Source organism: Nitrosopumilus maritimus SCM1, assembly GCF_000018465.1.
In the GTDB taxonomy this organism is placed as follows: Archaea; Thermoproteota; Nitrososphaeria; order Nitrososphaerales; family Nitrosopumilaceae; genus Nitrosopumilus; species Nitrosopumilus maritimus.
Map to the genome: position 1 here is coordinate 794852 of NC_010085.1, position 19634 is coordinate 814485.

21 protein-coding genes are annotated in these 19634 nt (G+C 34.2%); 10 read left to right on the plus strand and 11 right to left on the minus strand.

The window, feature by feature from the left end:
• Window positions 1–107 precede the first annotated feature (107 nt).
• Genes NMAR_RS04880 through trpA form a run of 6 tightly spaced genes read left to right on the plus strand, consistent with a single transcriptional unit; the run spans window position 108 to window position 5839 of the window.
• A complete protein-coding gene (locus NMAR_RS04880) occupies window positions 108–1457 on the plus strand; it encodes an anthranilate synthase component I family protein (RefSeq protein WP_012215294.1) in 1350 nt (449 codons plus the stop codon).
• Window positions 1454–2050 carry an anthranilate synthase component II gene (locus NMAR_RS04885; RefSeq protein ID WP_012215295.1) on the plus strand — a complete coding sequence of 199 codons (597 nt, stop codon included), beginning with the start codon at window positions 1454–1456 and terminating at the stop codon, window positions 2048–2050. The genes NMAR_RS04880 and NMAR_RS04885 overlap by 4 nt, the downstream gene beginning before the upstream one ends.
• Window positions 2047–3093, plus strand: a complete 1047-nt coding sequence (gene trpD / locus NMAR_RS04890; protein ID WP_012215296.1) for an anthranilate phosphoribosyltransferase — start codon at window positions 2047–2049, stop codon at window positions 3091–3093. Before NMAR_RS04885 ends, trpD begins: the two co-directional genes overlap by 4 nt.
• Window positions 3086–3862: an indole-3-glycerol phosphate synthase TrpC gene (locus NMAR_RS04895; protein ID WP_012215297.1), complete on the plus strand. Its 777-nt coding sequence runs from the start codon at window positions 3086–3088 to the stop codon at window positions 3860–3862. Before trpD ends, NMAR_RS04895 begins: the two co-directional genes overlap by 8 nt.
• On the plus strand, window positions 3859–5046 hold the full coding sequence (gene trpB / locus NMAR_RS04900) for a tryptophan synthase subunit beta (RefSeq protein WP_012215298.1): 1188 nt from the start codon (window positions 3859–3861) through the stop codon (window positions 5044–5046). The genes NMAR_RS04895 and trpB overlap by 4 nt, the downstream gene beginning before the upstream one ends.
• Window positions 5033–5839, plus strand: coding sequence for a tryptophan synthase subunit alpha (gene trpA / locus NMAR_RS04905; protein WP_012215299.1), 807 nt, complete (start codon window positions 5033–5035; stop codon window positions 5837–5839). Before trpB ends, trpA begins: the two co-directional genes overlap by 14 nt.
• Before the next feature lie 390 nt (window positions 5840–6229).
• On the opposite strand, the gene NMAR_RS04910 is transcribed toward trpA, so the two are convergent.
• Both NMAR_RS04910 and NMAR_RS04920 read right to left on the minus strand, forming a co-directional pair.
• Complete coding sequence (locus tag NMAR_RS04910) at window positions 6230–6913, minus strand: hypothetical protein (RefSeq protein ID WP_012215300.1); 684 nt, start codon at window positions 6911–6913, stop codon at window positions 6230–6232.
• 254 nt (window positions 6914–7167) lie between these two features.
• Window positions 7168–8010: a cupredoxin domain-containing protein gene (locus tag NMAR_RS04920; protein ID WP_012215301.1), complete on the minus strand. Its 843-nt coding sequence runs from the start codon at window positions 8008–8010 to the stop codon at window positions 7168–7170.
• Between the two features lie 80 nt (window positions 8011–8090).
• Here NMAR_RS04920 and pyrG point away from each other — a divergent pair, with 80 nt between their 5' ends.
• Window positions 8091–9692, plus strand: a complete 1602-nt coding sequence (gene pyrG, locus NMAR_RS04925) for a glutamine hydrolyzing CTP synthase (protein ID WP_012215302.1) — start codon at window positions 8091–8093, stop codon at window positions 9690–9692.
• Window positions 9693–9699: 7 nt separating this feature from the next.
• On the opposite strand, the gene NMAR_RS04930 is transcribed toward pyrG, so the two are convergent.
• Genes NMAR_RS04930 through NMAR_RS04940 form a run of 3 tightly spaced genes read right to left on the minus strand, consistent with a single transcriptional unit; the run spans window position 9700 to window position 13136 of the window.
• Window positions 9700–11217: a porin PorA family protein gene (locus tag NMAR_RS04930; protein WP_012215303.1), complete on the minus strand. Its 1518-nt coding sequence runs from the start codon at window positions 11215–11217 to the stop codon at window positions 9700–9702.
• Window positions 11218–11226: 9 nt separating this feature from the next.
• A complete protein-coding gene (locus tag NMAR_RS04935; protein ID WP_012215304.1) occupies window positions 11227–12225 on the minus strand; it encodes an NAD(+)/NADH kinase in 999 nt (332 codons plus the stop codon).
• A gap of 41 nt (window positions 12226–12266) precedes the next feature.
• Window positions 12267–13136: a PfkB family carbohydrate kinase gene (locus NMAR_RS04940; protein WP_012215305.1), complete on the minus strand. Its 870-nt coding sequence runs from the start codon at window positions 13134–13136 to the stop codon at window positions 12267–12269.
• Between the two features lie 262 nt (window positions 13137–13398).
• On the opposite strand from NMAR_RS04940, the gene NMAR_RS04945 reads away from it, so the two are divergent.
• Window positions 13399–13686, plus strand: a complete 288-nt coding sequence (locus NMAR_RS04945) for a 30S ribosomal protein S26e (protein WP_012215306.1) — start codon at window positions 13399–13401, stop codon at window positions 13684–13686.
• A 2-nt stretch (window positions 13687–13688) separates the two neighbouring features.
• Here the strand turns inward: NMAR_RS04945 and NMAR_RS04950 are convergent, their stop codons facing one another.
• From NMAR_RS04950 to NMAR_RS04965, 4 genes are all read right to left on the minus strand, one after another.
• Window positions 13689–14261, minus strand: coding sequence for a CDP-alcohol phosphatidyltransferase family protein (locus tag NMAR_RS04950; protein WP_012215307.1), 573 nt, complete (start codon window positions 14259–14261; stop codon window positions 13689–13691).
• Window positions 14262–14338: 77 nt separating this feature from the next.
• Window positions 14339–15214 (minus strand): agmatinase, encoded by an 876-nt coding sequence (gene speB / locus NMAR_RS04955; RefSeq protein WP_012215308.1) that lies wholly within the window; start codon window positions 15212–15214, stop codon window positions 14339–14341.
• A gap of 3 nt (window positions 15215–15217) precedes the next feature.
• Window positions 15218–17083 carry a threonine--tRNA ligase gene (locus NMAR_RS04960; protein ID WP_012215309.1) on the minus strand — a complete coding sequence of 622 codons (1866 nt, stop codon included), beginning with the start codon at window positions 17081–17083 and terminating at the stop codon, window positions 15218–15220.
• 57 nt (window positions 17084–17140) lie between these two features.
• Window positions 17141–17476, minus strand: a complete 336-nt coding sequence (locus NMAR_RS04965) for a hypothetical protein (protein ID WP_012215310.1) — start codon at window positions 17474–17476, stop codon at window positions 17141–17143.
• Between the two features lie 76 nt (window positions 17477–17552).
• Here NMAR_RS04965 and NMAR_RS04970 point away from each other — a divergent pair, with 76 nt between their 5' ends.
• Window positions 17553–18617, plus strand: coding sequence for a homospermidine biosynthesis protein (locus NMAR_RS04970; RefSeq protein WP_012215311.1), 1065 nt, complete (start codon window positions 17553–17555; stop codon window positions 18615–18617).
• 13 nt (window positions 18618–18630) lie between these two features.
• Here the strand turns inward: NMAR_RS04970 and NMAR_RS04975 are convergent, their stop codons facing one another.
• On the minus strand, window positions 18631–18843 hold the full coding sequence (locus NMAR_RS04975) for a hypothetical protein (protein WP_012215312.1): 213 nt from the start codon (window positions 18841–18843) through the stop codon (window positions 18631–18633).
• Window positions 18844–18941: 98 nt separating this feature from the next.
• Here NMAR_RS04975 and NMAR_RS04980 point away from each other — a divergent pair, with 98 nt between their 5' ends.
• Entirely contained in the window at window positions 18942–19253 is a 312-nt protein-coding gene (locus tag NMAR_RS04980; protein WP_012215313.1) for a Fic family protein, read from the plus strand.
• Here NMAR_RS04980 and NMAR_RS04985 read toward each other — a convergent pair.
• Window positions 19235–19621, minus strand: a complete 387-nt coding sequence (locus tag NMAR_RS04985) for a cyclophilin-like fold protein (protein ID WP_187146572.1) — start codon at window positions 19619–19621, stop codon at window positions 19235–19237. The two genes, NMAR_RS04980 and NMAR_RS04985, sit on opposite strands and share 19 nt — an antisense overlap.
• Window positions 19622–19634 lie beyond the last annotated feature (13 nt).

Sequence of the window (19634 nt, forward strand, 5' to 3'; positions counted from 1 at the left end):
TACGGTAACCACTATGAGCCTAGAAGATAAGCCAATTTAGACAAGAATTGTGACAACAAAACCTACTTTACAATTTAAATAATAAACCACTAAAATTTTGTCTATGGGTGGACACCTTTGGAAAGACTCAAGCAAAAGTAATACCCCTAGATTTATCTGAAAACCAGTTTCAAATTTACAATAAAATTTCAAGAAATTATTCACATTCATTTCTATTTGAATCACTTACCGGTCCCGAAGTTTTAGCTGAAACATCAGTGATGGGTTTTGACCCAAAAGTAATTCTCAAGGGATATTCAGACAAGGTAGAGATAATTCAAGAAGGCAAAACAAAGACCATACAAACTAGCGACCCATTTTCAGAATTAAAAAAACTACTTGGAAAATCAGATGATCAAAGTTACAGATATCTCGGAGGGGCAGTAGGAGTTGTAAATTATGATGCAATTAGAATGGTAGAAGACATTCCAGATACTCATAATTCACCTCAACCATTAATGGAATTTGGAATTTATGATGATGGGTTGTTATATGACAATGTACACAAAAAATTATTTTATTTCTATCATGATGAAAACAGATTTGAAAAATTAGTTATGAGTGATGATGAGTTTGAAGAATTTCATTCAAGTGAGGTCACACCAAACATGGACAAGACAAAATTTTCAGAAATCGTAAACAAAGCAAAAGAGTACATTCATGATGGGGACATATTCCAAGTAGTGCTATCACGCAAGTTTGCATTTGACACATCTGGAGATAATCTTACATTATACAAAACACTAAGAAAATTAAATCCATCACCATACATGTATCATCTAAAACAAGAAAATAAAACAATAATTGGTGCATCTCCAGAAATGTTAGTTAGAATTACAGATGATAAAGTAGAAACATTCCCCATTGCAGGAACTAGAAAAATTACAGATGATGAAGAGAAAAATAAGCAACTAGCTGAAGAGTTAATCCATGATGAAAAAGAGTTAGCAGAACACACAATGCTTGTAGATTTGGGAAGAAATGATATTGGACGAGTTTGCAAATATGGAACAGTTCATCCAGAATCATTAATGGAGATAAAGAGATTCAGTCATGTCCAACATATTGTCAGCCATGTTGTAGGCAATTTGGCGCCTGAAAATGACATGTTTGATGCATTTCAGGCAGTATTTCCAGCAGGAACAGTATCAGGGGCACCCAAGGTAAGAGCCATGGAGATTATAGATGAGTTAGAGACTGAGTCCAGAGGCCCATATGCAGGTGCAGTCGGATATTTTTCATACAATGGATGTTGTGATTTTGCTATTGCAATTAGAAGCATATTCATCGAAGACGGAAAGGGATTTGTCCAATCAGGTGCAGGAATTGTTTCTGATTCAATCCCAGAAAATGAATTCAAAGAGACAGAGCACAAAGCAGGTGCAATGCTGCAAGCATTAAAGGAGGCATCATCATGAAATTTTTGATCATAGACAATTATGATTCGTTTGTGTACAACATTGCACAGTATCTAGGAGAATTAGGAGTGGATTGTGATGTGATTAGAAATGACAAGATTACCCTAAATGAAATTCAAGAAAAGAAATATGATGCAATAATTATTTCTCCAGGTCCAGGAACACCAGAAGACAAAAAATACTTTGGAGTATGCAGTGAAGTAATCAAAGACATGGGTTCAAGCACACCAATACTAGGAGTCTGTCTTGGACATCAAGGAATCATTGATGCATTTGGGGGAAAGGTAACTAATGCAGGATGTGTAAGACATGGAAAAACAAGTCCTGTTAATCATGAGGATTCAAAATTATTCAAAGATGTTAAAAATCCATTTAGAGCAACACGTTATCATAGTCTAGTAGGAGATAAGACCATAATTCCAGAAGTTCTAAAAGTTACCGCAACTGCATCAGATGACGGAGAAGTTATGGCAATAGAGCACAAAGACTATCTAATTCAAGGAGTTCAATTTCATCCAGAATCAATCATGACAGAAGATGGTAAAAAAATCCTATCCAACTTTATCCAACAAGTAAAGGAGAAACAGAAATGATTTCAGACTTAATTTCAAAATTACAAGAAAAAACAGACCTCACATATGATGAGATGAATCAAGTAATGACAGATGTCCTTTCTGGCAAGACAACTGATTCAGAAAATGCAGATTTTCTATCAAATCTTACAGACAAGGGCGAAACAGATGATGAATTATTAGGCATGCTTGACAAAATGCAGGAATTTTCATTGAAAATTGAGCCTAAAAACACTGGAACCATTATTGACATGTGTGGAACAGGAGGAGACAAGCTACAGACATTCAATATTTCCACTACAGCATCATTTGTTGTGGCTGCTGCAGGAGGAGTTGTAGCAAAACATGGTAATCGTTCAAGTTCAGGAATTTCAGGCAGTGCAGATATTTTTGAGTATTTTGGATATGACTTGAATTTAGAACCACCTAAAATTGCAGAAATTCTAGAAAAACACAACATCTGTTTTATGTTTGCACAAAAATTTCACCCAGCAATGAAGCATGTGTCTGTAGCAAGAAAGCAGTTAGGAAAGAGAACTGCGTTTAATTTACTTGGTCCATTATCCAATCCGGCAAAAGTAAAAAACCAACTTGTAGGAGTTTTCTCAATAGAGTATCTAGATAGATTACCATTAATCCTAAAGAGAAAAGGTGCACAAAATATCATGACTGTTCGTTCAGATGATGGAATGGATGAGTTCTCTACTAGTTCAACTAACAGAGTGTGTGTTTTGAGAGATGATAAAGTTTTGATGAATGCAATTGATCCAGAAGTAGTGGGATTACACAAATCATCATTAACAGATATTCAAATTCAAACTAAAGAAGACGCAATAGAATCATTTGTTGGAGTTTTGAACAATACTGCAAATCAAGCAATGATTGAGACAACTGCACTTAATGCAGCAGGAGGGTTAATTGTTGCAAATATCTCAAATAACTTTGAAGAAGCAGTTGAATTAGCGTTAAACACAATTAAAGATGGCAAAGCATTCTCATTATTAGAGAAATTTGTACAAGATACAGGAGACATTTCAAAATTAAAGGAGATTGCTGATGGCTGAAAATATTCTAAGAAAACTAGTAAACAATTCACAGATGGCAATTAATGATGGAGTATACGAAGTTGAAGGTAATTTAGAAAAATCAAACAAGGACTTTATTCAAATTATCAAGACTAGCGGACATGCGCCATTACTCACAGAAGTGAAATTTTCATCACCATCGTTAGGCAAGATTCGCACGATTACAGACCCTGTAAGCATAGCATCTCAAATGATAGCAGGAGGCTCAAAGGCACTATCCGTATTAACACAACCACATCTATTCAACGGTTCACCAGAGTATTTCATGAAAGTAAGACAGGCAGTTGATGTTCCAATGTTAATGAAAGATATCATGATTGACAAAGTTCAGATTGATGCTGCAAAAAATATTGGAGCAGACTTTATGTTAGTAATTCAGTCATTATTTGATCAAAATTTTCTAAAAGAGATTGATGAGTTTATTGCATATGGACACAAACAAGGACTTCAGATTCTACTAGAAGTACATACAAAACAAGAATTTGAAAATGCATTAAAGACAGAAGCTGATTTGATTGGAATTAACAATAGAAATCTAGACACATTAGAAATTGATCTAAAAACCACTGAGACAATATTATCAGGAATTGACAAATCAAGACCAATACTATCTGAAAGTGGCATAGACACACCTGAAGACATTCAATATCTAAAAAAGTGTGGAGCAGATGCATTTCTGATAGGATCAAGTATAATGAAAAGTGACAACATTGAAGAACAAGTAAAGAAATTGGTGAATGCGTATTGAAGTATCCTAAAAATGGCAGATTTGGAGAATTTGGTGGAAAGTACATTCCAGAAACCCTAGTTCCTGCAATAGAAGAATTGGAAGAAAACTATCTTAAATTTAAAAATGACAAAAATTTCAAAAAAGAACTAGATTATTATCTCAAGGTTTACGCAGGTCGTCCAACCCCACTATATTATGCAAAAAACTTATCAGAGAAACTAGGTGGTGCAAAAATTTATCTCAAAAGAGAAGACTTGTTGCATGGAGGAGCTCACAAGATAAACAATACACTTGGACAAGCACTACTTGCAAAAAAGATGAAAAAGAAAAGAATCATTGCTGAAACTGGTGCAGGTCAGCATGGAGTTGCAACTGCCATGGCATGTGCAACATTAGGAATGAAAGCCGAAGTATACATGGGCTACAAAGACACTATCAGGCAGAAACTAAACGTATTTCGAATGAATTTACTGGGCTCAAAAGTTCACCCAGTAAAATCAGGTTCTAAAACACTCAAGGATGCAATCAATGAAGCAATCAGAGATTGGATTACAAATGTAGAGACTACTTACTATCTACTTGGTTCAGCAGTAGGACCCCACCCATACCCTGTAATGGTCAGAGACTTTCAAAGTGTTATTGGAAATGAAATAAAATCACAGATGAAAAAACTAAACAAAACACCTGACAGTGTAATTGCATGTGTAGGTGGAGGTTCCAATGCAATCGGCACATTTTATCCACTAGTGGATTCTAATGCAGAGATTATTGGAGTAGAAGCTGCAGGTCATGGATTAAAATCAAAAAAACATTCAGCAACATTATCAGCTGGAAGTAAAGGAGTTCTTCATGGCATGATGACATATCTGCTTCAAGATAAAGAAGGACAAATTACAGAGACACATAGCATCTCAGCTGGACTTGATTACCCAGGTGTTGGACCAGAGCACTCTTACTTTAAAGACACTAAACGAGTAAAATATCATGCAGCAACAGATACAGAAGTAATTGACGCATTTCTCATGTTAACTAGAACAGAAGGAATCATTCCAGCTTTAGAATCAGCTCATGCAATTGCAGAAGCAATCAAAGTTGCAAGAAAGAGTAAAAAATCTGAATCAATTGTAGTAACACTTTCTGGAAGAGGAGACAAAGACGTAGAAGAAGTTCAAAATTATCTGAGTAAAAATGTCAAAGATTAAAGAAAAGTTTGCAGAATTGCAAACAAGAAAAGAAAAGGCCCTAATTTCATATATTATGGCAGGTTTTCCAAATGAAAAATCAACAATGTCAGTTGTTAGAGGATTAGTAAAGGGAGGAGTAGATATTATCGAGTTGGGATTTCCATTCTCTGATCCTCTTGCAGATGGGCCAGTTATTCAAAATGCAAGCACGATATCCCTTGAGAAAGGCACAAAAATAGACAAATTTTTTGCGCTAGTAAAAAAAATCAGAAAGGAGACAGATATTCCTCTAGTACTCATGACATACACCAATATCCTATACCACAAAGGATATTCAAAATTCATAGCAGAGGCAAAAAAATCAGGAATTGATGGATTTATTCTACCAGATATGTCCATAGAAGAATCAAAAGATTATCTTAAAGCTGCAAGAAAAAATGCAGACACAATATTTCTAATATCCCCCAATACCAATAAAACAAGAATTCAAAAGATTGCCAAAGCATCTTCAGGATTTTTGTACCTTGTTGCAGTTTATGGAACTACAGGAGTAAAAACAGGAATTAAAAATTACACTATAGATGCTATCAAAAATGTCAAAAAGCAAACAAAAGGAAAAATTCCAGTTGGTGTAGGGTTTGGAGTTTCAACACCTGATGATGTAAAAAAATACATCAAAGCAGGAGCAGATGGAGTAATTGTAGGTAGTGCTTTTTTGAAATTAATTGAGAAAACTCCTCAAAACAAACTAGAGTCAAAAATAGCATCATTTACAAAATCACTAAAAAAACAGACATTGCAGAAAAAATAAGAACCGTCTAAGTAAGGTGGCCAGGTTTACAAACCGACATAGAGGGGAAACTCAATTTCAGTTATGACCACCCAACTAGATGTTCTCAGAGTATTATAGTAAAAGAAAAATAAAAAATCCACGTTCTAAAAAATTTAAAATTGTTCAAAAATTAAGAAATTTTTTTACAATTGTATAATTTTAAGAATAGAGTTATTTTTCATCAGATTCATCTGGCTCATTTGCCTTGTCTCTTACTTTTTTCATTACGCAAAATTTTGCAAGAGTTTTCTTAAATCCCATAAACAAATTAGAAAAGTCAGTAACTTAAGGATATTGATAGAATCTGTTCAAAAGATGAATCAAAACTAGTCTAGCCACAAAATAGGCAAAATTTCAGCCTCAAATTTATCAGGAAATACGGTCTAATTTTCTATCTAACGAATTAACTTGATTTATCAGATTTTTCACTACATCATCAAGTGTATCAGTTTTATTTTTTGGAGGGTCATCAGTAGTATCTGACCAATCAAGCATGGCATTAAAGATAGCACGGACTTGTAGTGAATCATCATACAACTCATCTATACTGATTTGTTTTTTCTTCTCTTCATCTTTAGGATAAATTATCAAATGACCGTCTTTTGAAATTAAATATTGATTATATGCAAGTGCATCAGCAAAATCAGCTAAAAACAAACCACGTATTGCATTTTTTAATTTTGGATTGTATTGCATTTTGTTACAGACTTTTTTAAGAATTTGACTCAGAGTTGTATCTTCATCAAATCCTCCTTTAAGTTTTGTAGAATCTAAAATGATTTTCAAAAACTTTTCAAATACGGCAAGATGAGAGTTGACAAATGACATCATAGAGTAGACTGCAAAAATAATCACATCCTCACGTTTTGTATCAAAGTCATCTAATTTTCTAATCACCTCTGAAAAAGAACTGGAGAATCCCTTTTGAAATCCAATAAAGTTCAAAAAGAATTTTTCATCATGATATTTTGGATTAAAATGATACAATCCATTTTTTTCAATATCATTTAAGATAACTAGTGTGGCCCTATAGTTTGGATTAGTATTTTCCACATAGTTTCTGAAGTTTGTGTAAACTTAAGTTTTAATTTACATCAAGCGTTCATTTTTTAGTTTTTGTTTATTTCGATAAATAATCAAATGGTAATTGATAATTTGTTTTAGTTTTTCTTCCACAGTTAATTGATCAGCAGTTGCAATACTTAGAAATCCCAGATAATCAGTGTCATTTAGTTTAAGACGAATCTCTCTCACCAGATATGTTAGTAAAATTGAGCCTAAAAGAGAGGGTTATTGTAAAAATAGGCTCATCTTAGAGCAATCAAACTAGTCTTTTTTGAAAAGATGATGACTGAGATTATAGAGATTGTGAGAACCAACAAGGCAATTCCTCCAAATTCAGGAATTACTTTAGAACCCATTATCTTGACTTCTCTTGAAGTATTATCAAGTGGGATGACTAGTTGAGTTGCAGTATTACCACTAATTGTAGAATCAGATTCAAACTCTACCATATTTCCATCAACCCAAACAGATGTAGGATTGTCAATTAGTTCCTTTGGCAGAGTTATGGTAAGATGTTCATTGTTACTCTCCCCTGTTAAAGTAAATGTCAAAGTTTTCTCATCAGGATTAACGTGTACTGCAGGAGCCAAATGTGCATCTAGGAAATATTTTACTTCAAATCCTAACCCATCATCAGTATAACCAGATGCTATTCCATCAATGGATTTAACACTGCCAGGATCCAAAACAACATGAACTACACCATTCATCCAAGGATGAAGTGTGCAATAATAGTAAAAATCACCAAGTTCATCAAACTGATGAGTGAAAGATTTTCCTGCAGTGAAAAATCCACTATCAAATAGTCCATTTTCATCATCAGGTGTAGGTGTTCGTTCCCCTGTAGGATTGATTGAGGTTATAGTGTGAAATGCAGTATCAGCATTAGACCATGTGATAGTATCTCCTGGAAAAATAGTGATTATACCAGATGTCTCACCAGTGTCTTTTTGAGACCAAAAGTAAGGAAAGTTTTCATCAGATGCACCTGAAGGAATTTTAATTTCATAGCTTTCAGCAAAGGCAAAACCTGAACCGACCATCAATATTGCCATTAGAGGTAAAACTGCAAGTGCATACTTCATAATTATACAACTGTAAAGTAGTATTTCAACCAAGCCATGATCGACAAAACATACAAAAACCAGATACTCGTTTCATTAATGTGCAGACGAAGTTTATTTTTGTCACAGGTGGTGTGATGTCTGGCCTTGGAAAAGGCGTAACAACTTCCTCAATTGCAAAATTATTACAGTTAGCAGATCAAAAGGTCTCTTGTATCAAGATAGATCCTTATCTTAACTATGACGCAGGAACCATGAATCCAGTAGCCCATGGCGAAGTATTCGTCACAGATGACGGAGGGGAATGTGATATGGATATTGGAAATTATGAGAGGTTTCTTAATCAAGACATTCCAAAAAGCCACAACATTACAACTGCTCAAGTGTACTCTTCAGTAATAGAAGCAGAAAGAAAAGGAGAATACCTAGGAGCATGTGTCCAAATCATTCCACATGTAACTGATGAAATAAAGAACCGGATTAGAAATATTGCTGAAAATGAAAAATTAGATTTTCTAATCGTAGAGTGTGGTGGAACAGTTGGAGATATTGAATCGCTTCCATTTTTAGAAGCATTAAGACAAATGAGAGTAGAAGAAGGACCAGAAGGAGTAATTTTTGTTCATGTAACACTTGCACCATCACTTGATGTGGTAGGAGAACAAAAGACAAAACCAACACAACATAGTGCACAGGAATTAAGAAGAATTGGTATTCAGCCAGACTTTTTGGCAGTAAGGTGTACCTTACCATTAGAAGAAAAAACAAAGAAAAAGATTGCAATGTTTACAAATGTAACTGCAAAAGATGTTCTTTCATGCCATGATGCAAAATCAATTTTTGAAGTTCCACAAATGTTGTATGACCAAGGAATCATGGATGCAATATTTACCAAATTTGGAATAGTTGGGATGGTTAACGCATCAGCTAACTGGGACAAATGGAATACAATTGCACAAAATATGGTAAATCACGAAGATCAAAAAGTAAAGATTGCAATGGTTGGAAAATATGTCACATTAGCAGATAGTTATGTTAGCGTAAACCATGCATTAAAACACGCAGGAGCGCAAATTGGTAAATCAATAGATATTGATTGGATTGATTCAGAGTCAATTACAGATTATTCTGTATTATCAAAATATGATGGAATATTAGTTCCAGGAGGATTTGGTACACGTGGTTCAGAAGGAATTATTCAAACTGCAAACTATGCACGTGAAAATAATATACCATATCTAGGAATATGTTTTGGATTTCAATTAGCAGTAATAGCATTTGGAAGAAATGTTTTGAAATTAGATGATGCAAATTCTACAGAGATTGAGCCAAATACAGCAAATCCAATTGTAGATTTACTTCCAGAACAAAAAGATGTTTCAGACATGGGAGGATCATTGAGATTAGGAGCAAACGAAGTATTAATCAAAGAAAACACAAATGCTCAAAAAATCTATGGTACCACAACAATTAGCAAACGACACAGACACAGATATGAAATTAACAAAGAGTACATTCCAAAATTTGAAGAAAACGGTTTGATATTTTCAGCAGACAGTGACAATGGTAAAAGAATGGAGATGTTGGAAATTCCTAGTCATAAATTCTATCTAGGAGTACAGTTCCACCCAGAGTTTAACAGCAGGCCAGGATTCCCAGAAGAAGCATTTGCAGCATTTATCAAAGCAGCCTCTGAAAAATAATCAAAAATTAAGGCAAAAGAATATTGAATTTAGCACCACCAGTGTAGTCTTTTGCAACCCAGATTTTTCCACCATGAGATTCAACAATTCCCTTGCAAATGGCCAATCCAAGGCCAGTTCCTTGGTGAGAAATATCTTTAGGAGTATCTAATTGATGGAATTTCTCAAATACGGTTTCATGATGTTCCTCAGGAATCCCTATTCCGTTATCTTCAATGCTAATCAAAGTCTGGCCATCATCAGTGACATCAGATGAAATGACAATTTTTCCATTTGTTGTTGGAACAAAGTCAACAGCGTTCTTGACAATGTTTGTAACAACTTGAGAGATACGAGCAGCGTCACATGAGATTGTTTTAGATTTTTTAACTTTTAATTCCAAAACAGCCCCTCGTGATTCGACCATATCTTTTAGGTTGGGAATAATTTTTTTCAATAGAATATCAACATTGACATCTTCTTTACGCAAATTCATATCATTTCTATCTAAAGTTTTGATATCAGACAAATCAGATAACAAAGCAGTAACTTGGTTAGAATTTACCAAAATTTGCTTGATTCTATGTTTTTGTTTTTGAGTTAAAGGGCCTTCTTTTTCTGTAAGCAATAATTGGCATGCCAAAATGATTGGAGTTAAAGGATTTTTTATCTCATGACTAACCATAGAAACAAGTTCATCTTTTTGTTTATCAATTTCTTCTAGTTCTGCAATCTTTGTCTCACCTTTTGAAACTCTACCAGCTAACATTGTCACAATAAATCCTGCTAAGGTAGCAAGACCAATTATAGATGGGATAATATTTTCATACATAAAATAAAGAGATTTGAGATTCTTTACTTGTTTCAATAATGTTTTTTCAGAAAATTCTGTTGGTTCATCCCATGCATCTAAAACAACAATTTTTTGATCATCAACTAACGCATAATCTGTAAATTGTTCACTAAATGAAACATCCATTCCTGTTACAGGTTCAATGTGATTTGTAGCTCTATAATGTTCCCAAATTTGTTCTGAAAAATCAGGATAAACATCAGATACATCAAAAATTTCTTCACCCTCAAATTTGTAAACAGTTACTCCATCAAGAGTAGTTTCTTCAACAAAATGATAATGCATTACAACTCCACCAATATCATAAACAAAGTAGTCTTTTTTCTCTACGTGTGGAGGGAATGCAAAGTGACCAGTTTTGTCTAAATATTCACGAGTGTTTTTATCCACAGCCTCAGTAAAATCGGTAACCCAAAAACTCTCAGCAGTTAAGATATCTTTGTAATCATATGTAGTACGTAACAATAATGCATTGCCATTTACTTCCAGAATTTCTCGATCCCAATGAAATAGCATTTTTGTAGGTTCAGAAAGTTCACATCCAACACAGTCAGCAAATTGAATCATTCCAACATTTTCAGCAGTAATTTCTAAGATGTCGTGACTAGTTAATAGTTCGGGAGTTATTCCAAAAACCCAAATTAAAAGAAAAGAAATTCCTATTCCTAAAACAATGAAAGGTAATTTTTGCATAATAGTATATTATTCAATTTTAGATATTTCATAAATTTTTTGTCTAGCATCACGTATGGAAACTTTCTTTTTCACATATCCTTTCTTTAACAAATGACTTAATGCCAATCTAACAGTTCGATCTGGAAGAAGTGTTTTGTTTGCCAAATCTTTTTGCGTTAATGCACCCTCATATTCTAAAGTCTTCAAGAGTAATTTGGAGCTAGGAGGCATACTGAGTAGTTCTTCTGCTAAATGTACTTTTTTTGCAAGAGCAGAAATTGCAGTAGAGTCTTTTTTTAGACGAATTATCTTTGCAGGAGGAAAGAATTGGGTACATTCAACAGTTTTGTTTACTTTGTATCTATCAAGACCATCAAGTACTACTTCACAATGTAATCGTGCAGAAATATCATCAATCTCAATTGAGCTGTCATTGGATACAATAATTGGTCTTCTTGTTACATCAAGAGAGTTTACAGATATAATTTCAAAAACTGCAGAGTCTTGAAATAACACAGGTCCACCAGCAGACATTGAGTATGCTGAAGAGCCAATTGGTGTTGAAACAATAATTCCATCACTATTATCATGCCATACTTCCTCACCATTAACACGCAAAGTATGTTCCATCAACATTGCACTTCGAGAAGAAAAAACTGCAACATCATTTAGTACAGGATAAACATTCTTCCCATCTATTTTTACACCCAGTCTAGGTACTTCTTCAATTGTATACTTCTGTTTTTTCAAAATATCAACATATGATGCAAATTCTTTTAGATCAATTTGAGCCAAAAACCCACTTGTTTCACCTTCGCTAATTCCTAAAATTGGCAAGGTAGAATCAAATGTTCTATGAAAATAATTGCGGACTCCTTTATCTCCACCTAAAACTATAACGCAATCAGCAGGTTTACTCTTTGATTTTGTTATTGTAAAGGATTTGATTCCAGCATCATCAAGTATTTTTTTTACAATTTTAGCTGCATTGCTAGTAGTTCCAGAACCATAGATGCCTATTTGCATAGAGTAAACATTTGAAATGCTTCAATAAAAGAATAATGCATCTACAAGTCTCGAAACTTTACCAAATTGTAAAAGTATGAGGCATTGTTTTGGATTACTCCTTTACGAGGGATTTTCTGCAATCCAACGTTTTTTGAATCAAGTGCAGCCTGAGCAGCACCACCAGCAAAACAAAGAGCCCACAGGTAGTCTTTTTCTTTAAGCATCGTACAACAAAACGCAGCACAAAAGATATCACCTATACCAGTTGTGTCATGAATTTCTTTATTTGGAAGAGTAATAGAATATACCTTATCTTTTACCAATAGAGAAACTTCAGTTTTGTTTGTTAGTAATACATGCTCAACACCTCTTTTCTGAAGTGCAACCATCATCTCATCATGAGTACCAGTAACAAGTTGTTGTGCTTCTTCAGGATTTACTTTGATTGCATTAACATTTGATAAATCCAAATCCTTTTTTTGCAAGAAAACATTGTTTTCTGAATCTTTTTCTCTAAGAAATCCCTGAGGATCAACAAACAAAAAATTTGAATCATCTTTAATTTTCTTTAGTGTTTCATTTGTAATTTCGTGAAAAATGGGACTGACAAGATGACCATCTGCTTTTGTATTAGAATATTCAATGGGATCACATTGGTTTTCAAGTTTTAGAGTTCGGTCAGCACCAGTAATAGATATTGCAAATTTTGTGGTGTTTTTAGCAGATTCAGAATTAATTAGGTTGATTTTATTATCTGAAAGATATTGTATTGGAAAATCATTTCCACATTTCGTATACAGATCAACGTCAAATTTGAATTCTCTTGCAGTTAATCCACAATAGCATGCAGAACCTCCAATTTGCTCATAATTGTTTTCTCCAATAGTAATGGTATCAACTGCACAATGAGCAAAAACTGCTAATTTCATTTCTCTTGATTCAATATAGTGTAGATTTAGTTTTTTGCATTGTTTTTGTCAAAACAGGATTTGCAAAGAATTTCTCCCTTTAGCATAAAGACCTCAACTCCAGAACTATAACAACTGTGACAAAGACCACGCATATTCTCTAAATGGAATTACACGATCTAGAATTAAAACATGGAGTATTTTTGGTTCATTTTTAGGCACAAATCAAACAGAATTTCAGAAATGGCCACAAGAATATAAGTAGGTAAATCAGTTCACAGTCATGCCACTTAAGCGTGCAAGTAGAGGTCGTACAAAAGGAGGAAAAGGATCTTCAGGTGTTGTACAATGTACAAACTGCGGACAAACCGTTCCAAAAGACAAGGCAAAAAAAGTAACATCTAGACTTAACCTAGTCGAACATACACTAGCCAAAGAATTACGAGCACAAGGAGCATACATTGCATCACCTACAGTTCTAAAATGGTATTGTATTTCATGTGCAATTCACTTTAAGATTCTAAAAATTAGATCTGCAGACAATAGAAGAAAACGTGGAAAACTACGATAGTCTTATTCTTTGATGTTTTTTGCAGTAACAATCATTCTTTGAATTAATGTTATTGCCGCAATTATTACTACAATGATAACAGCTATTTCCATAAATCCAATTATTCCAATAATTGCAATAACAAGTAACCTCTCTGCTCTTTCACCAATTCCAACACCTTGTAATTTTACATTTATTGCATCAGATTTTGCTCTTGCATAACTTACCAATAGTGACAAAGTGATTGCAAGTAATACCAAATATGGTTCAGCATATCCACCAACTAAAATTCCCAAAAATATTGCAGTCTCTGCAATTTTATCAAACATTGAATCTAAATACGAGCCCTTTTGAGATGTTTTGCCAGTTACACGGGCAACTTGTCCATCCACCATATCAAAGAATCCTGAAACAAGTAACAAAATACCTCCAATAATTAATCCAAATTCAATTCCAAGTCCATACACTATTGCAGAAAGAAATGCAACGCCCAAACCAACTGCAGTCCAGAAATTAGGAGACAGTCCTGTGGATGCAAATCCTTTACCAATCTTTTCAAGTGTAGGTTTGAGTGAATCTCGGAGATTGTTTAACACGTGATAACCCCAACAATACTAGCTAATAAAGTGAATAGGAGTGAAAACTAGGCAAAGCATAGTCAATTTTTTGAGATTTATTGATTTTGAGATAGATTAATTGCAATAAGCGTGGACATTATCTTTGCTGCAAGAGATGCAGTGGCACCATTATCATGGTAAGGGTTTAGTTCAACTATATCAGCACCAATAACTTTGGTTTCTTGAAGAGAGTAAATCATATCAAATAATTCTCTAGAAGTTATTCCTACAGCTTCAGGATTTCCAACACCAGGTGCAAATGCAGGATCAAGAACATCAAGATCAAAACTAGAATACATTGTATCAAAAGTTGAAACATGATCTTTTAGTAACTGGGGGCCTTTTCCGTCACGAATTTCTTTGTCAGAAATGGTTTTGATTTTATGTTCAGTTAGAAATTCCAATTCTTCTTTAACAAATGCACGAGCTCCAACATGTAGAATGTTTTCTGCACCTCGTTCTTCAACAACGCGTCTAAGATAAGATGCATGACTGAGTTTGATATCTGCAAATTCATCTCTCAAGTCATAGTGGGCGTCAAATACAACATAACCAGTATCTTTTGGAAAACTAGTGTACGTTCCATATGTGATAGAGTGTTCACCTCCCAAAATGAACAACTGTCTTTGTTTTGCAACAAGTTCAGTTGTAATTTTTTTTACCATGTCAATCATCTCAGATGCTACAACTGTGTGACGAGTATTACCCAAATCCTCAATGTGTACAGTTTCTAAATCTATAGAGAGTTCAGGATGAAATATCTCAATATTGTTAAAAGAATCTCTAATTGCATCAGGACCAAATCTACAACCAGGTTTGTATGAATGGGTTGCATCAAAAGGAATTCCAAAAACGGTTGCTACAGGTTCAGAATCATCGTCTGAGGCAGTAATCATGGGATTTTTGTTCATGTATAAATCAAGAAAGCTCATAATCTACACCATTAATTGAGGTCTCTTTGAGAGATGTTGTGATTGGTTTAGTCCAGTATATGGTTTACCTGAAGTTTGTTCATTAATTTCATTCATGAAATCATCAAATGAGACTTCTCGTACATTTCCAGTCTGTCTGTCACGGATACTTAGATTCTCAGAACCTGCTTCTTTCTCACCTATTACCAAAATGTATTGAATCCATTCCTTTTCAGCTTCACGTATTCTTTTACCAATACTCTCATTTCTATCATCAACATCAACACGGACATTTTGTGCAGATATTTTATCACACAAATTATTACAAAAGTCATAAAACTCTTCTTTTAATGGAATGATTCTAACTTGTGTTGGTGCAAGCCACAATGGAAGTTGTGGTTTCTTTCCTTTCTTTGAATCATCTGCAGCTTTTTCTAATAATGCATAGATTATTCTTTCAATTGCACCACTTGGGGAGTTGTGTAGAATAATTGGATGTTGTGCAGTGTTGTTTTCATCTACAAATTCAATTCCATATCGGTCTCCATTTTCAACATCTATTTGATCAGTTGACAAAGCAGATGCCTTTCCTAAATTATCAATAAAATTGAATTCCCATTTTAGAACAAAGTAAAAGAATTTCTCTTTCCACATCTCAACTAATACAGGTCGACCATGTTTCTTGACTAATTCTTCAATCGCAGATTTGTTTTCATTGTAAAAATCCTCAGTAAATCTAATTGCCATGTCATAATCAGATTCATCAATTCCCAACTCTTTGAGAACACTTTGAGACAAATCAAATCTGACCTTTATCTCATCTACTGCTTGCGGAATATCTTTGCAAAATGCATGACAATCAGGCATTGTAAATGCACGTAATCTTCTCAGACCGACTAATTCACCTGATTGTTCACGTCTAAAGCTATACCTAGTAAGCTCATAGAGTTTGTATGGTAAATTCTTGTAAGACATTTGGAATTGATTTGCCATAAGGAATTGTCCAAAACAGGCTGCAAATCTCAAAAAGAGTTTCTTTCCTTCTGAATCAATATTGTATTGTCTTGCAGGGAATCGATTAAAGTAACTAACCATACTTGGGTGTTCAGAGTCATACATGATTGGAGTTTCAACCTCATAACCACCATACTCCTTTACTCTGTCAGTAACATATCTCTCAATAAGAGATTTCATCAAACGCCCATTTGGAAAGAATCTCATATTTCCAGAATCAGATGCAGGTTCGTAATCTGCAATTGCAAGTTTTTTCATTAATGCAACATGTGGAGGGGGTTCATCAACTTGACGTTGTTTTGCAGATTCGTATTTGGCTAAAATCTCTAATTTTTTATGATTAGAAAAATCATAGTCTCCAATGTTAATCATTGTTCCATCAGGAGACATTATTTTCCAGTAAGAACGAATTGTAGATTCTCCTTTTAGTGCATCAGAAGTATCTTCGTCATCATCTTTAGTAGTAGAGTCTTTAGTAACAACTTTGGAGCTTTCTGCTAATGGATGTCCTTTAACTTGAACTTTGTAAGATTTTGTCCAACCAAAAGGAGAATGAGAAACTTCAAGATCTGATGCTTCAGATTCCATTTCTTGTAACAAAGACATAGCAGTGGAAGGTTTTGCAAGATTTGAGCTAAGATGTGCATAAGGATATAACAATAATTTTTTGCAACCAATTTTTTCCATAGAGTTTTTTATCTGAGATATTGCATTTTTTGCAACAGAAGAATCATCTCCATCTTCAATTGCGACAAAGGCCACTACAATCTCTTCTAGTCTCTGAGTTTGAGGATTTTCAATCTCTTCAGCTGATTTGATCTCTTTTTTTGTAGGAGTGTATTCTATGCTATCACAGTGTAGTTGCAGTATTCGCATAATTTCAAACAGAAATTATAATTGAAATAAGTGTTTGCTGAAATGCTGGGGTTTCTTTTAGGATGTTTTACCACGTAATGAAATTACTGAGCGTAAAATCAAGCCAGACATACCCAAATTAGATGTGAGAAATGCCGATGCCCTCTTCAAAGAGTCTTGACCACGAAATCCCTCATCATAAACCATCTCAACAGTGCCCTTGTCAGTTTCAACAAAGGAAGTAATCAAAGAGTAATCACCAAGTTTTTCATCATTTTTTTCCAAGTAAAGACGCAATTCAACTTTGTAAATTTTAAATTCGTCTTGAATGAAATTTCCTGAAGAAAGTAAAACCTCAACTTCATCAGGAGTTCTATTAACTCTCTCTGGATCGTGTAAATCTATAATATTCAAGATATTTTCAATATGTAAATCACAGTTTAAAGTTTAGTCGGAAGTGTTATTTACTCTGAAAGTCTTTCAGAAAAAAATGGATCATCATAATTTTCATGGAAAAAACATTCCACATATTGAATTAAAACCAAATATGAAAATTGAAGATGTAGTAGAAGTATTTGCACAATCAGGATACAATGGACGACAGTTAGGTGAAGCAGCAAAACTTTATGCAAAAATGATTGATGATGGTGCTACCATTTGTTTAACCATTGCAGGTGCAATGACACCAGTAGGGTTTGGAGGAATTTTCAAAACATTAATTGAAAGAGGTTTTGTTGATTGGATTATCACGACAGGTGCAAATGTGTATCATGAAGATCATTTTGCACACAAATTACCTGTTAAACAAGGACATTTCGATGTAGATGACATGGTTCTCTATGAAAAAGGAATTGTAAGAATTCGTGATGTCTATATTGATTTTGAAAAAACGATGAAAGCAGAAGATAAGATTATGCAAAATATGTTTAAAGAGAAATTTATCGATAAATCATTTACAAGTGCCGAGTTGTGTAATTTTATCGGCAAAATAACTAAAGAAAAAGCAAAAAATCCAGAAAAAAGTTTCCTAGCATCAGCATACAAATACGATGTTCCAGTATACATTTCAACAATCGGGGATTCATCAATTGCAATGAATTTAGCAGTACATAGACTGCGTGGAAAAGAATACAATTTTGATTTTGTCAAAGAGTTGTTAGAGCAAGCAGCAATTCTATACAACTCAAAAAAATCAGGGATTTTAGAATTAGGTGGAGGAGTTCCAAAGAACACAGCTCAGCAAACAGGGCCGACACTAGATCAAATTCTTGACAGAGAAGATGGGGGACAAGATTACATCATACAAATAACTGATGCCAGACCAGACACAGGAGGACTTTCAGGAGCAACACTACAGGAAGGAAAGAGTTGGGGCAAAGTTCAAGATGCTCATGAAGATGTTGTCACAGTTTATGCAGATGCAACAATTGCGTTTCCAATTTTAGCACTATATGCAATCAGCACACAAAAGAAAAGAAAACCAAAAAGAATTTTCAAAGATCTAGATAAATTCTATAAAAAACTACAGTCAGATTATTTGAATAACAAAAAGTAAATTTTTAACTTAATCAAAATCTGTCGAATCTTGCCCGCTCGAGTTCGCGGTCATCTTTAGATTCTTTTTTGTATTCTTTGTAATGTGTTTTACATAGTACTGTTTTTTTGCCTGAAGAGTTGACTCTTAAACCAGCATTTTCGACTTTGGAAGTATTAAGTGAACGTGCACCATCATCGTCACATCCATCAACATTGCATTTTGCGCCTTTGGATACTACACCCATATCTTATCTAATCCAAGATGTTATTTATATTTGAAAATTCTAAAGATAATCAAACTGTAGGTTCATCGTTTATAAGAGGAATATTTTTTTCTCAGTCCATGGGTGGAGCAAAGAAACCAACTGCCGCAAAAAAAGATACATCATCTAGTCCAAAAGACTCTAAGAAAGGTAAGAAAGACAAAGGTGAAGGCGGTCCAAAGAAAGCAGAGATCACAGTAATGGTTAATGAACAACAAGCAATGAAGATCATCCAAAGTGCCAAAGTGATTACAGTTCAAGACATGGCAAGACAAACAGGAGTAAAAATTTCTGCAGCAAACAAATTCCTTAAAGAATCAGCAGAAAAAGGAATTGTAAAAAGAGTTGGTGGTTATTCAGGACATCACTTGTATCAAGCAGTTTCTTCATAGATACATAACACGTCTCCAGATTTAACATCCTTTAACGCATCAATGTTATCAGATAATTTTCCTATAGGAGTCATTGTTTTTGCAGATGCAACATCATTTGTAAAAAAACAAAAACTTCCAGACGAAGGCAAAAATGCCACATCACCTTTTTTGAATTCAGATCTTGCTCGTTCTATACCAGAATCAACAGACGTTTCAAAATATACAATACTTTTTCCTAAAAGATGTGCATGACCTTCCAATGGCAAGGATCTCATAATAGTTCCAACAGTCCTTGGAGATAGATGGCGTTTTAGATCACATGAGATTTTTGCCTTACCCCTAATTTCTAAAATTAGTTGTTTTCTAGATACAGACGAGGTGCTCAATTCGTAGTTTAAA